At 43.1% G+C, this 13,596-nt stretch carries 13 protein-coding genes; 3 read left to right on the top strand and 10 right to left on the bottom strand.

Going from position 1 to position 13,596, the window contains the following annotated elements; all coding sequences use genetic code 11:
• Positions 1–40 precede the first annotated feature (40 nt).
• A complete protein-coding gene (locus tag ACVBDU_RS13475; protein ID WP_447180256.1) occupies positions 41–2,035 on the top strand; it encodes a tetratricopeptide repeat-containing sensor histidine kinase in 1,995 nt (664 codons plus the stop codon).
• Between the two features lie 5 nt (positions 2,036–2,040).
• Here the strand turns inward: ACVBDU_RS13475 and ACVBDU_RS13470 are convergent, their stop codons facing one another.
• The 6 genes from ACVBDU_RS13470 to rpsF form a co-directional block, all read right to left on the bottom strand.
• On the bottom strand, positions 2,041–2,637 hold the full coding sequence (locus ACVBDU_RS13470) for a hypothetical protein (RefSeq protein ID WP_447180255.1): 597 nt from the start codon (positions 2,635–2,637) through the stop codon (positions 2,041–2,043).
• Between the two features lie 590 nt (positions 2,638–3,227).
• Positions 3,228–4,604 (bottom strand): histidine--tRNA ligase, encoded by a 1,377-nt coding sequence (hisS, locus tag ACVBDU_RS13465; RefSeq protein ID WP_447180254.1) that lies wholly within the window; start codon positions 4,602–4,604, stop codon positions 3,228–3,230.
• Between the two features lie 188 nt (positions 4,605–4,792).
• Positions 4,793–5,269 (bottom strand): DUF6495 family protein, encoded by a 477-nt coding sequence (locus ACVBDU_RS13460; protein WP_447180253.1) that lies wholly within the window; start codon positions 5,267–5,269, stop codon positions 4,793–4,795.
• An 84-nt stretch (positions 5,270–5,353) separates the two neighbouring features.
• Entirely contained in the window at positions 5,354–5,806 is a 453-nt protein-coding gene (rplI, locus tag ACVBDU_RS13455) for a 50S ribosomal protein L9 (protein WP_447180252.1), read from the bottom strand.
• 13 nt (positions 5,807–5,819) lie between these two features.
• Complete coding sequence (gene rpsR / locus ACVBDU_RS13450) at positions 5,820–6,119, bottom strand: 30S ribosomal protein S18 (protein WP_447174367.1); 300 nt, start codon at positions 6,117–6,119, stop codon at positions 5,820–5,822.
• 2 nt (positions 6,120–6,121) lie between these two features.
• Complete coding sequence (gene rpsF, locus ACVBDU_RS13445; RefSeq protein WP_447180251.1) at positions 6,122–6,460, bottom strand: 30S ribosomal protein S6; 339 nt, start codon at positions 6,458–6,460, stop codon at positions 6,122–6,124.
• Positions 6,461–6,749: 289 nt separating this feature from the next.
• Here rpsF and ACVBDU_RS13440 point away from each other — a divergent pair, with 289 nt between their 5' ends.
• Positions 6,750–7,439 carry a LytR/AlgR family response regulator transcription factor gene (locus tag ACVBDU_RS13440; RefSeq protein ID WP_447180250.1) on the top strand — a complete coding sequence of 230 codons (690 nt, stop codon included), beginning with the start codon at positions 6,750–6,752 and terminating at the stop codon, positions 7,437–7,439.
• 117 nt (positions 7,440–7,556) lie between these two features.
• Here ACVBDU_RS13440 and priA read toward each other — a convergent pair whose 3' ends face one another.
• The 4 genes from priA to nadC all read right to left on the bottom strand — a co-directional run bounded on the left by priA (position 7,557) and on the right by nadC (position 12,503).
• Positions 7,557–10,031: a replication restart helicase PriA gene (priA, locus tag ACVBDU_RS13435; RefSeq protein WP_447180249.1), complete on the bottom strand. Its 2,475-nt coding sequence runs from the start codon at positions 10,029–10,031 to the stop codon at positions 7,557–7,559.
• 142 nt (positions 10,032–10,173) lie between these two features.
• Positions 10,174–10,605 (bottom strand): DUF2147 domain-containing protein, encoded by a 432-nt coding sequence (locus ACVBDU_RS13430; protein WP_447180248.1) that lies wholly within the window; start codon positions 10,603–10,605, stop codon positions 10,174–10,176.
• 34 nt (positions 10,606–10,639) lie between these two features.
• Positions 10,640–11,560 (bottom strand): YihY/virulence factor BrkB family protein, encoded by a 921-nt coding sequence (locus ACVBDU_RS13425; protein WP_447180247.1) that lies wholly within the window; start codon positions 11,558–11,560, stop codon positions 10,640–10,642.
• Positions 11,561–11,633: 73 nt separating this feature from the next.
• Positions 11,634–12,503 carry a carboxylating nicotinate-nucleotide diphosphorylase gene (gene nadC, locus ACVBDU_RS13420; RefSeq protein ID WP_447180246.1) on the bottom strand — a complete coding sequence of 290 codons (870 nt, stop codon included), beginning with the start codon at positions 12,501–12,503 and terminating at the stop codon, positions 11,634–11,636.
• Between the two features lie 605 nt (positions 12,504–13,108).
• On the opposite strand from nadC, the gene rlmH reads away from it, so the two are divergent.
• Positions 13,109–13,582: a 23S rRNA (pseudouridine(1915)-N(3))-methyltransferase RlmH gene (gene rlmH, locus ACVBDU_RS13415; protein ID WP_447180245.1), complete on the top strand. Its 474-nt coding sequence runs from the start codon at positions 13,109–13,111 to the stop codon at positions 13,580–13,582.
• The last annotated feature ends 14 nt before the right edge of the window (positions 13,583–13,596 follow it).

Below are 13,596 nucleotides of genomic sequence, written 5' to 3'. Positions count from 1 at the left end.
TGATCTGTTTTTAACCTTGTTGTTTAACCAAAACCATACTATGCGCCACATTTCTACTCTGTTTTTACTATTATGCTGTCTTTTTTCTTTTGTCTATGTGCGGTCCCAGGAACTTTCCGTAACCGACAGCCTTCGGAACGAGTTACAGCGAGCTACTTCCGACAGTGCAAAGGCCACAGTGATGATGCTTATAGCCAACAGACTTCCCATGAGCGACAGTATGGAAATAAAAAGTTATTACCAGGAAGCTCTATCCCTGACCGACCGGGAAAAACAAATTATACTCACCTCGAAGATCTACGGGAACCTGGGAAGGTTTTACTACAACCTGTACCGTTTTGAAGACGCACAAAAATACCTGGATACTGCCCGGAATATAATAGAGCCCGATACTTCGCTGGCCGGTAAAAAGCTCAGCGGACTTATCCGCCTTAACGCCGCGGCATTATACGGTGTCAACGGGGATATCCGGAAACAACAGGAACAGTACCTGGAACTCATTCCGCTTTTTGTACAGTTAAAAGACACCTCTAACCTGGCCCTTAGCTATAGAAACCTCGGCGTTATTTTCTTCAACAAGAAACAGTACTCCACCGCCCTGGAGTACTATACCAAAGCGCTTGAAACCCATAACGAATCGGATAAAAACGATTATTATTTTGGTACGCGCCACCTCGACATTGCCTTATGCCTGAGCGAAATGGACAGCCTGGAGCCTATGGAATATTATCTAAAGGAAGCAGAAAGCATACTGAATTCGAATAGCGATACGGTAGATCAGATAGCCCAACTGTATTACCTGAAGGGGGAACTCGCTTTTAAACAGGAGAGCTACAAGGAAGCGGAATTGTTATACGACACCAGCCTTAAAATTGCCAGGGAATTTAAGAACCTGCATTATATGTCCAATGCCATCATCGGGCTCGTAAATGTCTATGAAATACGGGAACAATACCATAAAGCGCTCACATATGCCCGGCAATATTACCAACTGGGCAGCGACCTGAAGGACTTTCACTTTCAGCTGCTGGGACTGGAAAAACTAGGGGAACTGGAATATAAGCTGCATCACTATCCGGAATCACACAACTATTTTACGGAATATATAAGAGTTTCTGACAGCCTTAATGAAGTGGAGCTGACCAAAACCATGCACGAACTCGACAAACAATACGAAAGTGCCCGGAAAGAAAAACAGATCGCGAATTTACAATACGAAATGGAAGCTGCGGAATTGCGACTGGTACGAAATCAGATGGGAATATTGCTTTTACTGATTACCGTGGCGGGATTGCTTATTATTTCCGTACTGTACTACCTGTACTATAAAAAAGGGAAAACGCTTATAGCGCAACAAAAACGGGTACATCAACTGAAAATGGACACCTTGCACCAACAGCATAAAATATCGCTTTTATACGCGACTATAAACGGGGAAGAGCACGAACGAAGCCGTATTGCAAAAGACCTCCACGACGGTCTGGGCGGATTGCTCTCGGGAATAAAACTCTCCCTTTCCAATTCTGTGAAGGATATGGAAGAAACACCCTCCAGAAAAAATGTTTCCAAAGCCCTGACACACATGGATGAAGCAATAGACGAGCTTCGCACCATAGCGCAGAGCCTCATGCCGCAAGTGCTGAATATACAGGGACTGGGAGAAGCAGTGAAACAATTCTGCAATAAAATATCCAGGCCGGGGCTGACACTTACCTGCCAGGTCATTCATGTCAGCGACAACATCCCTAAAGACAAGCAGGTAACTATATACCGTATTATCCAGGAACTGGTAAACAACGCCCTGAAGCATGCCGAAGCCACACATATATTCGTGCAGTTACAACAGCGGGATGACAAGCTGTTTCTCACCGTAGAGGACAACGGAAAAGGGTTTGATCCGAAGACCGCCATCCACAAAAACGGGCTGGGTATGTCCAGCCTGAAAGCCAGGGTGGAACTCCTGGAAGGTGAAATGGACGTTCATTCCAGTCCGCAAACGGGTACATCCGTCAACATACAGTGCAATGTGATCTGAAAAAGCTAGGACAAAACAGTTACCGTATTTATTTTATGGTACAGGGAATTCTGAAAAATATTGTTCATAATCGGCAGACAGAGCAAGGAAGAAAGGGCCGTTAACACATAACCGGCTATTCCGAATACAAGAGACACCTTATACAAGCCTTCGGGCACTTCTCCTTTTGACCTCAGATACGCTATGGTAAGAAAGGAAACAAGGCAGAGCGCTGCTATAAAAAGACCTATGCTCATCCATTCCTCATCTCTCGAAGAAGCCAGGAAAAATACCAGCAAAGCGTAGATAATACTCAATGCTATTCCCAGGCCCCATTCCGGACGGGAATATAAATTGTACTTTTTCAGTAATTGCAGAAACAGGATTTTTTCCTCTTTATCCATATTTCCGAAGCGAACCAATCCCTTGTTTCGTACCTGGCGGAAAAACCACTTGCCGTCTTTTTCCAATTGCAGAAAATTGACGCCTTCTCCGTATTCTTCTTTCTTTTTAGTTCCTTTTTTCCACACTACCCGAACTTCCCACCCCGCAGATTGCAGGTCATTGGCAAGTGCCTGTAAAGTAGTACCGTCAAACCGGTCTGCTTTAAATTGATCGTACATGTATATCTGTTTTTAAAACCTGATGTGTTTTTGTGGTTATCCTATTTTTAACTCTTGAATTGGTTATATTCACACAACATACACAACGGGTTTATTTTTAGTCAAAAATAAAGATCTGCGGCTTATCCGAAAATCCCGGAAAACCATTATTTAACTCAATTCCTCCCCGATTATATCTTTCTACCCAAAGGGTCTTTATTCATTTTAATCCGCAATCCCTATGGAAAAAGAAAGCCGGAAAGAATATAAAAGAGCATTATTATTAGTCCATTTTTCGTGCCTATGTAGCAACAGTGCCGTGGCAGTCCTGTTCCTATTCGTTTTTCGAAGCTACACCGTTTTCCAAAATACCGGAAATCAGGGATTTCAAAAAAAACACTACCGGGGTATATTTGTAAAACACTAAACCGGTCGCCCGGATAGAAGGGGATAATTTTATCCGGAACTTATCGGTGAATTAGTATGTTTGGGGTAATGAAATAGCCATAAACAAGCAAATTAAACACAGAACTTAATTTGTTTTATGGCTATTTCTATTTTTCGGTACGGGCTGCTTTTAGTTACAGGTTACAAATATAAAACACCCAACCTTACATCCGGCCCTGCAATTCCCCGGTCAATTCTGCCAGGGAAACGGCTTTTTGTTCACCTGTCTGCATATTTTTCAGGGTATATTGTCCCTTGCGCATTTCTTCTTCTCCTACCAGTACCGTAAATGGAATACCTCGTTTATCCGCATACTGCATCTGCTTTTTCATTTTGGCATTATCCGGGTATAATTCCGCTTTAACACCTTCTTTCCGCAATGCCAGCAGGGTTTTCATACTGTATAATGCTTCCGCTTCGCCGAAATTGATAAACAGCGCCCGGGACGAAGAAGTTACGGTTTCGGGAAAAAGTCCCAGCTCTTCCAAAACCAGGTAAATACGATCCAGGCCAAAAGAGATCCCTACACCACTAATGCCTTTGAGTCCGAATATCCCGGTCAGGTCGTCATATCGTCCGCCGCCACCAATGGACCCCATGGCAACTCCCGGGGCCGATACTTCAAAAATAGCACCTGTATAATAATTCAGTCCCCGTGCCAGGGTTACATCAAGGTCAAGCACCGCGGTTTGTAACCCGGTTTCTTCTATAGTATTACAAATAAAGCGTAATTCTTCCACACCTTTACGCCCCTCTTCGGAGGTGCTTAAAAGTTCTGCCAGGCGATCGAGTTTTTCCCCGGTAGCCCCGTTAAAGTGAAACAGGGGCTGTACTTTTTCTATGGCAGTTTCGGAAATTCCCTTTTCCAGCATTTCCTTTTTTACGCCGTCCTCTCCTATTTTATCCAGCTTGTCCAGCGCTACGGTAAAATCGATCAGCTTGTCTTTCTCCCCTATGACCTCGGCAATGCCCGAAAGTATCTTCCGGTTGTTCATTTTTATGGTTACGCCTTTCAACCCGAGGGAAGTAAATACCGTATCATACAATTGTACGAATTCCACCTCCTGCCAGAGCGACTGTGACCCGACTACATCGGCATCGCACTGATAGAATTCACGAAAACGTCCTTTCTGGGGGCGGTCTGCCCGCCATACCGGCTGTATCTGGTAGCGTTTAAACGGAAAGTCTATTTCGTTCTGGTGCTGTACCACATAGCGTGCAAAGGGAACGGTAAGGTCATACCGGAGGGCTTTTTCCGTAATTTTCCCGGTAAGCAGCAGGCTGTCCTTCTGTTCGTAAAGACTATCTTCTACTTTTTTGAGAAAATCCCCGGAATTGAGTATTTTAAAAATAAGCCGGTCTCCTTCTTCTCCGTACTTTCCCATCAGCGTAGAAGAATTTTCAAAGCTGGGTGTTTCTATCGGCTGAAACCCGAAAAGTTCAAAATTGGTCCGGATTACGGAAATAATATAATTTCTCCTGGCTACTTCCGTGGGAGAAAAATCACGGGTTCCTTTGGGTATACCTGGTTTTTGTGCCATTGGATGGTCTGATTGTTTCTGGTTTGCTTCTTGGTCCGTACCGAAATTGAAGAACACTGCCTTTTAACTCCACTATCACCGTTTCGGACTCCGGATTTTTATTACGGGCAAATATCTTAATTTTTGCTAACATGACAGAACACCGTACAGGCAAAGTTGAGACCGGTAACGGGTATCCGGGGTAGTTTTTACTCTTCTTTAAGTATTTCATCGAACCAGCGGTATAATTCTCCCCTGGTTATTACTCCTCCTTTTTCTATCAGTTCAAACTTATCTTTGTTCTTATCGTCAGAATACGCTTTGGTAGCTGTCATAATGTCTACCATATCCGTCATAAAGTGTTTTTTAAACCAGTCAAAACCAATTTTGGTCGTCAGGTCAATGTCCGGATTGAGTATTCTTATAGCAATAAGTTTCATTTCCTTATCGGTCATATAAAACAAATGCATCTGCCGTGCCGAGATATTTTCCAGGTATTCTGCTTTGGCCAGGACGCCTTCCCAGATAAGGTCACTGAATATATCCAGTTCTTCTTCCACCGTTCCGGGTTGTTCTTTTTTGATCTTTGTCCATTCGTCGGCAGTGATGGATTGTGTGGCCAGAAAATTGATAAATTCCGGGTGCAGTTCTTCCAGTTGTTCTTTTGTAAGTCTCCTGTATTTCATAGTTCCGTCTGCTTTTTAACCAAAAAGAAAATCGCCTAAAAAATTACTTTTTAGACGACTTTCAAAGATCTATATCTTAAATACTTACTTTACTTCGGCAACTACTTCAAAAGGAAAGTCTACAATAACTTCCCTGTGCAGCCGGATAACAGCGTTGTATTTTCCGGTTCTTTTTATAATGCCACCATTGATGTTGATGAACTTTTTTTCGATGCTCTGTCCTTCTTTTTCCAGTGCTCCCGCAAGGTCGATATTGGAAATAGAACCAAACAGTTTATCTCCGGCTCCGGCTTTTGCCGTGATTTTCACCTCCAGTTTGTTAAGGGCATCTGCAACTTTTTTGGCATCATCGATAACCTTTTGTTCTTTAAATGCTCTCTGCTTGAGATTCTCTGCCAGTACTTTTTTGGCAGAAGTTGTAGCCAAAACGGCAAAGCCCTGAGGAATCAGATAGTTACGTCCGTAACCGTTTTTTACGGTTACTACGTCATCTTTGAATCCTAAATTATCTACGTCTTTCTTTAATATTAATTCCATTGTCTGCCTTTTTTTATTTTAACAAATCCGCTACATAAGGCATCAAAGCCAGGTGACGTGCTCTTTTGACAGCTACAGCCACTTTTCTCTGGTACTTCAATGATGTTCCTGTTAATCTACGAGGTAAAATTTTACCCTGCTCGTTTACAAACTTCAGCAGGAAATCCGGGTCTTTGTAATCGATGTATTTGATTCCGGATTTTTTAAATCGGCAGTATTTCTTAGCCTTGCTGGTTTCAATGTTCAGGGGGGTAAGATATCTTATTTCCCCGTCTTTTTTACCTTTGGCTTGTTGTTCGATAGATGACATAATTCCTAAGCTTTTTGGTTTAATTTATTCCTTCTTTTCTCTGCCCAAGCTACAGCGTGCTTGTCCAGTTTTACGGTTAAAAACCGCATAACTCTCTCGTCCCTTCTGAATTCGGTCTCATAAGTGTCCAGGATTTCTCCGGCCACTTTGAATTCGAACAAATGGTAAAAGCCACTTTTCTTGTGCTGAATAGGGTAAGCCAGTTTTTTAAGCCCCCAATCTTCTTTGGATACAAATTCTGCTCCCCTGGAAATTAAGAAATCTTCGAACTTCTTAACTGTTTCCTTTACCTGGGTCTCAGATAAAACGGGATTAAGAATGAAAACAGTTTCGTAATGATACATAATTATTTTTTTTATTTTGTGGGTGCAAAAGTACTCTTTTGTAAATTAACAACAAAAAATATACGGACAATATTTGTCCTAACCGGAATTTTATTCTTTTTTTTACGTAAAATTGTGTCAAAGCAAAAAAATTCTGTAAAATTGTTTATTATTTTTGTCTTACTAATATAGAATATCTGGCATCCCGGCACATAAACTACTTTTTACAGAATCGCCCCATCGGTTTATATTCCCGGCACAATTTTTGTACTAAGGAAAAGAACTTAACCCAAAATGCAGCAGCACAGCAATGAAGATGAATTGCATAATTGTAGATGATTCGAATATTCAGCGAATGGCGGTAGCCAAACTTATTAAGAACAATACCTCCCTTCAACTTATAGCTGAATACGGAAATGCTATTGAGGCGAAAAACGGGTTAAAACTAAAAAAGATAGACCTGATATTTCTGGATATAGAAATGCCTATCATCACCGGGTTTGACCTCCTGGAATCTTTACAGGACCCGCCCCAGGTGATCCTCATTACCGGAAAGGCGGAATATGCCCTGCGGGCTTTTGACTATGATGTAACGGACTATCTTCATAAACCCATTTCCGCAGAACGTTTTGAAATAGCGGTAAAAAGGGCACTGGAAAAACACAAACTGAAAACAGTTGCCAGGGAAGATGACGATTATATCTTTGTAAAAAGTAATCTGAAAAAACACAAGATTTTCCTGAATGAGATCAAATGGATAGAAGCATTGGGAGATTATGTGAAACTGATTACCGAAGAAGAGGGTATCATTGTACTCTCTACCATGAAATCTTTTGAACAGGAACTTCCGGAGGAGCGTTTTATGCGGATTCACAAATCGTTTATCATCAACCTGGATAAGGTAGACCGGTATAACAGCCGTGTCGTGGAAGTCAGCGGTACCAAACTCCCCTTGAGCCGTAACCGCAAAGCCAAACTGGCCGAAATACTGAAAAAATAACAGGTTTTCAGATTTCCGGAACCCGGTGGCTTCGATACATCCCGAACTAAGTTCGGGACACTCAGCCACCTTGTTAGGTCAAACCTGTAACCTGCACCTCCTTCACTTAACTTTGCATCAATAACAATCGACATCAAATGTGGTACGGATACTGCGGTATGAAGCAATTGCTGCAAAACTTTTATGGACACGCCATATTCCGCTTTTAACGGATTTCGGGTTTTGTCCCGGCGGAATTTTTATGAGTATATCTTTTATGTACAGGTTTCTGACCCGCCCGACAGACGGGGATTCGGGCCCCAGGATAAGATCTTTTTTCCATCCCGAAGCACTGAAATAGTTTCGCAGCGCCCCGGAAAACCAATCTGCACCTTCGTGTACGGTATTATAATTACGGTGGCGCAATGATATTTTTATAAGCCGGTAATAGGGGGGATACAAAAACTGCTTCCTGTCATTTAACTGGTCCCTCAGCATATCACCGTATTTGTTCATCGATGCTTGTTGTAATATCTGGTGGTATGGGTTGTATGTCTGTATCAGCACCTTCCCTCTTTTTTCTGTTCTCCCGGCACGGCCTGCCACTTGCAGGATCAATTGAAAACTCCGTTCAAAAGCACGAAAATCCGGGTAGTTGAGTAGGTTGTCCGCATTCATAATACCCACCAGGGTTACATTCCGGAAATCCAGACCTTTAGTCAGCATCTGCGTGCCTACCAGAATATCTATCTCCTGCTGTTCAAAAGCCGTAATGATTTTTTCGTAGCCATATTTACCCCTCGTGGTATCGGAATCCATTCTTCCCGTTCTGGCCTGCGGAAAAATAGATCGCAATTCTTCTTCTACCTGTTCCGTTCCCAAACCTCGTGTATCGAGATCACTGCTTCCGCAGGCAACACAACTTTCCGGCAGGGCCATGTGGTAACCGCAGTAATGACACCTCAGTTGTTTCCGTATCCGGTGATAGGTAAGGCTTACATCGCAACTCGGGCATTGCGGGCTATGCCCGCAGGTATTGCATTCCATAACCGGCGCATATCCCCTGCGGTTCTGAAACAGGATCACCTGCTCTCCAATGGCAAGGCATTCTTCTATTTCCTCTATCAAACGATCGGAAAAATGGCCTTTCATTCTTTTTTTCCTGTGCTTCTCCTTTATATCTACGAGTTCCATTTCCGGCAGGAGTACATTACCATATCTGCGGGTAAGGCCTACCAGCCCGTATTTTTCCATTTTGGCATTATAGCTGCTCTCTACACCGGGTGTGGCAGACCCCAGTAACGTCTTTGCCCCGTGCAACCGGGCCAGTACAACGGCAACATCGCGGGCGTGATATCTCGGAGCAGGATCGAATTGCTTGAAAGATACTTCGTGCTCTTCATCTACCACTACCAATCCGAGGTTGGTAAACGGTAAAAATACCGAAGACCTTGCTCCTACGACAATCCGGGCTTTTGGGGAATTTTGAAGCAGATTGTTCCACACTTCTACCCTCTCGTTGTTGGAGTACTTGGAATGGTACACACTTACTTTTTCTCCGAAATACCCCTGTAACCGATGGATAAGCTGGGACGTAAGGGCTATTTCGGGCAAAAGATAGAGTACCTGTTTTCCCAGGGCCAGTGTTTCTTCGATAAGTTTTACGTAGATCTCCGTTTTACCGGAAGAGGTAATACCGTATAAAAGGGTGACATCGCGGGTTTGAAAATGTTCTTTGATCCCGGAAAGGGCCTTTACCTGGAATTCGTTCAGCTCCTTGGAACTGCTCACGGGCTTACCGGAATATTCCACCCTGTCCGTTTGTATGTAATAATCTTCCAGGATTTCTTTGTCTGCCAGGCTTTTAACAACTGCTGCGGATGCCCCGGATTTTTCCTGTAATTCTTTAAGTTTCACAGGTTTTCTGGTAGTTGCGGAGAGTGAAAAGAGTGTTAGCAATACGTCCTTCTGTTTCGGAGCCCTGTTCAGGGTATCCAACAGTTCGCGCAATGCATCTTCCTCTTCATAACGGGAGGTTAACCGGACAAATCGCACCAGTTTCGGGCGGTATTGTTCCTGTATTTCCTCTTTTACCCGTATGACATCTTTTTCCAGCAATCGTTTCAATACGGGAAGTATATTCTTTTTATCGAGAATGGCCGTAATTTCGGTTACTTTAAGTATCGGTTGGTGCTGTAGCGCTTCATATACCAGCCATTCGTCATCTTTTAGCGTAGTTTCGGGAGCCCGGAATTCCTCGTTCTTCAGCACAATGGTTTCGCTCTCCAGAAGCAGGGTGCCCGGCAAGGCAGCCCGAAAAACTTCTCCTGCCGAACACATGTAGTACCCGGCCATCCAGAACCACAATTCCAGTTGTTTTTCCGTTACTACCGGGCTTTCGTCCAGTATCTGGTGGATTTCTTTTGCTTCGTATAGTTGTGGAGGGGTTTGATGAAGTTTGCACGCAAGTGCAGTATATATTTTAGACTTGCCAAAAGGAACCGCTATCCGCATCCCCGGTTGTATAAAATGAAATTCCTGTTCCGAAATACGGTACGTAAATTGTTTTTCTACGGGTATGGGCAGAATAACGTCTACGAAATACTGTTGCATGCAACAAAGATATGAAAAGGACGGGGGACCGGCGACGGGTAATCGCCGGAAATTATTCCCGACGCTTTCTTAAACGAAATCCGGAGCCACGGATGGTACCCGGTTGTATTTTCGATTTCCCCCGAAAAAAAGGACCGGATCTTTATTGTACCCGAAACCAGTTTTGTGTGCGGTAAAAGAAAGCTACATATCCCCTTACATTAAGCATATCCGGATCGCTTTCGTCCACCCATAATTTACAACGATATTCTTTTCCCTTGTTCGGGTCCAGGATACTTCCTCCGGAATATTCACTACCGTCTTTTTTCAGGCCGTCAATAATAACCATCCCCAATATAGGCTGGTCTTTTTTATCTCCCTTACACTTATCGCATTTAGCATCCAGTTTTTCCTTGTTGAGTATCTCTACCACTTTACCATAAATCTTACCTCCCTGTTCGTAAATCTCCACAACGGATTTTTCTTTACCTGTCTCATCGTCTATCGTCTTCCATTTTCCTAAAATATCCTGGGCGGTCACCGATAAGGTGGCAAGCAGGAAAAACGCCCCGCTTAGTATTATTAATTGCTTCATTTTATCTGTTTTTGTGATTATATAAATAAATATATTAAAATTTTTGTTTCAAACTACGAAGGGAAGCATTTAGTTCAAATCCGAGGAGCAGGATATTGGAGTTCAACCAAATGTACAACATCAGAATAAGTAACGCCCCTATGGAACCGTAGAGTTCATTGTATTGCGAAAAGTTTTCTATGTAAACCCCGAAAAAATACGAAGTCAGGACAAATAATATCGTGGTCAGCAAGGCTCCTGGCGAAAAAAAACTGGTATGTTTACCTTCTATGGTACCGAAATAATAAAGAATAGAGGTAAAAAGGTAAGCGATGAATACAAAAAACAGGTATTTCCCGATCCCGATCCAAAGTTCCGCGTTTTCGATATATCCTCTCTCGATAAGTCCGTCTATAACATCCGTCTGAAAAAACACAAAAGCCGCAACGGAAAATAACAGTAACAGAGCCATGATAACCGCTACACCGAGGGCTACAAAATACTGGCGCACCACATTCCTGCTTATTTTTACGTGATAAGAGTTTTCGAATCCCCCGAACACGGCATTAATACCGTTAGTCATCAGAAAAACGGAAAGTAAGAATACCGAAGAAAGCAGGCTCCCCCTTTTTTTACCGGCAATATCACTGAAAATGGGATTAAAGTAGGATGCGGTTTCCGGTGGTAACAAGCCGTCTATAAAATGTAGAAACTGTGCCTGGAAATCCCGTATGGGAACAAATGGAATAAGGTTGAGCACAAAGAGCAGAAAGGGAAATATAGCCATAAAAAAGCTAAAGGAAATAGCACTTGCCCTGTATGTAAGCGCTCCTTTTACAATTCCCAATACGTACATTTCGAGCAGGTCATAAACGGAAAGCCCTTCGAAAGCTCTCAGTTTTATCTTTTTGAAAAAAGCAACGAGAAGGTTTACCACCGGTATCTTAGAAAGTTTTTCTTCGATTTCTATAGACATACTGCTCTTCGATTGGGGCCTGCCTACAGGCAGGGATTTACAATTTCTGCAACGGTTTCACCGTTTCGTTTTTTCAGTACTGATCGTGAACCGCCTTAAGGCTGAGATCCATATTATATACGGAATGGGTCAATGCCCCGGAAGATATGTAATTTACCCCGCATTCTGCATATTTGCGTATGGTATTTTCATCGATCCCCCCCGAAGATTCGGTCTGGCACTTTTCTCCTATCCACTTTACGGCCGCCACGGTGTCCTCAAAAGTAAAATTGTCCAGTAATATACGATACACGCCATCAGACTGCAATATCTCCTCTACTTCCTGCATATTTCTGGCCTCGACGATTATCTTCAGGTCCTTTCCTTTTTCCGCCAGATATTTCCCGGTTTTTTCTATCGCTTTGGTAATCCCCCCCGCAAAATCGATGTGATTGTCTTTGAGCATGATCATGTCGTACAGGGCAAACCTGTGATTCTCTCCACCTCCTATTTTTACCGCCCATTTCTCCAGGGCCCTTATTCCGGGAGTAGTCTTTCTGGTATCGAGTATTCCGGTCCCCGTACCTTGCAGAAGGTTTACATATTTAGCCGTTTTTGTCGCTATGGCACTCATCCGCTGCATGGCGTTGAGTACCAATCTTTCCGCTTTAAGAATGGACCTGGAACTTCCTGACACAAAAAAAGCAATATCGCCTTGCTTTACCTTTTCCCCGTCCGGTATCAACACCTCGACCTTCATATCTTCATCGACATGATTAAAAACTTTTCGGGCAAAATCCACTCCGGCAATAATTCCCTGGTCCTTTACCAGGAGTTTCGCTTTTCCTTTTGCAGATTCCGGTATACAAGCCAGGGAACTGTGATCTCCATCCCCGACATCTTCCCGGATGGCATTCACTATAATAAGATCTATCTCACGGTCGAATTGTTCTTTTGATATCATTTTTCGGACAGTTTTATCGCTAAAATACTAAGAAACTGTTTAAATTATACTCTTTTTTATTCCGGGTTGGGAAACTACCTCCTTAAACCGGGCAGCCAAAGTTACGAACAGAACATTTCCGGGAAAAATTTATTCCCGGTGTTCTCAGGGCAAACACATCATAATTGCGTAATTCTATGTTTAAGGTTTGTTGCCGGTTACCGGTTTGCCAGTTTCCCCATTGTTGATTAGTTCGGAGTCGGTTAGTTAGGGAGTTGAAACGAAAAACCTTCCCTACAAAACTCCGGAACTCCATCCCGTTAATATTGGGACTCCCAAACTTAGCACCCAATATCTTCTATCTTTATCAGGTTCCTGAGCAGCCGAAGGGCAATCTTCATCAATAACAACAAATCACTATAAATCACCAACGCCCCTCATCTCCTTGTCTCCTTGTCACTTTGCCTCCCAGTATTTCACCCCCCTCATCAGTCTTCTCTTAATATGATGCGTTTACCCTGCCGGTGTTCTCTGACTTTCTCTGTCCTTTATAAAAAAAACAGCAACACAGGGAGATTTACACAAAAATCCTTGTTTTCTACACTTCGCTCCGTTTATTTTGTCCTATGAACATAAAGCTCCTCGCCATAGGCAAGACAGACAACACCGCTTTACAGTCGCTAATACAGGATTATGAAAAGCGGCTGGGTTTCTATGTGCGCTTTTCCATGGAGATCATCCCGGATATACGGAATGCGGGAAAACTCAGTGAGACACAGCAGAAAGAAAAGGAAGGCGAACTTATTCTCAAAAAACTGCAATCTACGGATATCCTGGTTTTACTGGATGAAAACGGTAAACAGTTCTCTTCCGTTGGCTTTTCGGAATTCCTTCAAAAAAAGATGAATTCGGGAATCAGGCAGCTCGTATTTGTCATTGGCGGCCCTTATGGCTTTTCGGATGCAATATACCAAAAGGCGCAGGGAAAACTATCTCTTTCCGCCATGACCTTTTCGCACCAAATGGTCCGACTGTTCTTTACGGAACAATTGTACCGGGCCTTTACCATACTGAATAACGAACCTTATCACCACAGGTAATAAATACAAATAGT

Source organism: Sinomicrobium endophyticum (assembly GCF_052983315.1).
Note: the sequence above shows the minus strand (reverse complement) of the source record. Positions and strands in the feature narration are given on the sequence as shown.

Bases quoted from the DNA above. Each gene is read 5' to 3' on its own strand.
- ACVBDU_RS13475 (WP_447180256.1), top strand. From the start codon at position 41: ATGCGCCACATTTCTACTCTGTTTTTACTATTATGCTGTCTTTTTTCT.
- ACVBDU_RS13470 (WP_447180255.1), bottom strand. From the start codon at position 2,637: ATGTACGATCAATTTAAAGCAGACCGGTTTGACGGTACTACTTTACAG.
- hisS (WP_447180254.1), bottom strand. From the start codon at position 4,604: ATGGCACAAAAACCAGGTATACCCAAAGGAACCCGTGATTTTTCTCCC.
- ACVBDU_RS13460 (WP_447180253.1), bottom strand. From the start codon at position 5,269: ATGAAATACAGGAGACTTACAAAAGAACAACTGGAAGAACTGCACCCG.
- rplI (WP_447180252.1), bottom strand. From the start codon at position 5,806: ATGGAATTAATATTAAAGAAAGACGTAGATAATTTAGGATTCAAAGAT.
- rpsF (WP_447180251.1), bottom strand. From the start codon at position 6,460: ATGTATCATTACGAAACTGTTTTCATTCTTAATCCCGTTTTATCTGAG.
- ACVBDU_RS13440 (WP_447180250.1), top strand. From the start codon at position 6,750: ATGAAGATGAATTGCATAATTGTAGATGATTCGAATATTCAGCGAATG.
- priA (WP_447180249.1), bottom strand. From the start codon at position 10,031: ATGCAACAGTATTTCGTAGACGTTATTCTGCCCATACCCGTAGAAAAA.
- ACVBDU_RS13430 (WP_447180248.1), bottom strand. From the start codon at position 10,605: ATGAAGCAATTAATAATACTAAGCGGGGCGTTTTTCCTGCTTGCCACC.
- ACVBDU_RS13425 (WP_447180247.1), bottom strand. From the start codon at position 11,560: ATGTCTATAGAAATCGAAGAAAAACTTTCTAAGATACCGGTGGTAAAC.
- nadC (WP_447180246.1), bottom strand. From the start codon at position 12,503: ATGATATCAAAAGAACAATTCGACCGTGAGATAGATCTTATTATAGTG.
- rlmH (WP_447180245.1), top strand. From the start codon at position 13,109: ATGAACATAAAGCTCCTCGCCATAGGCAAGACAGACAACACCGCTTTA.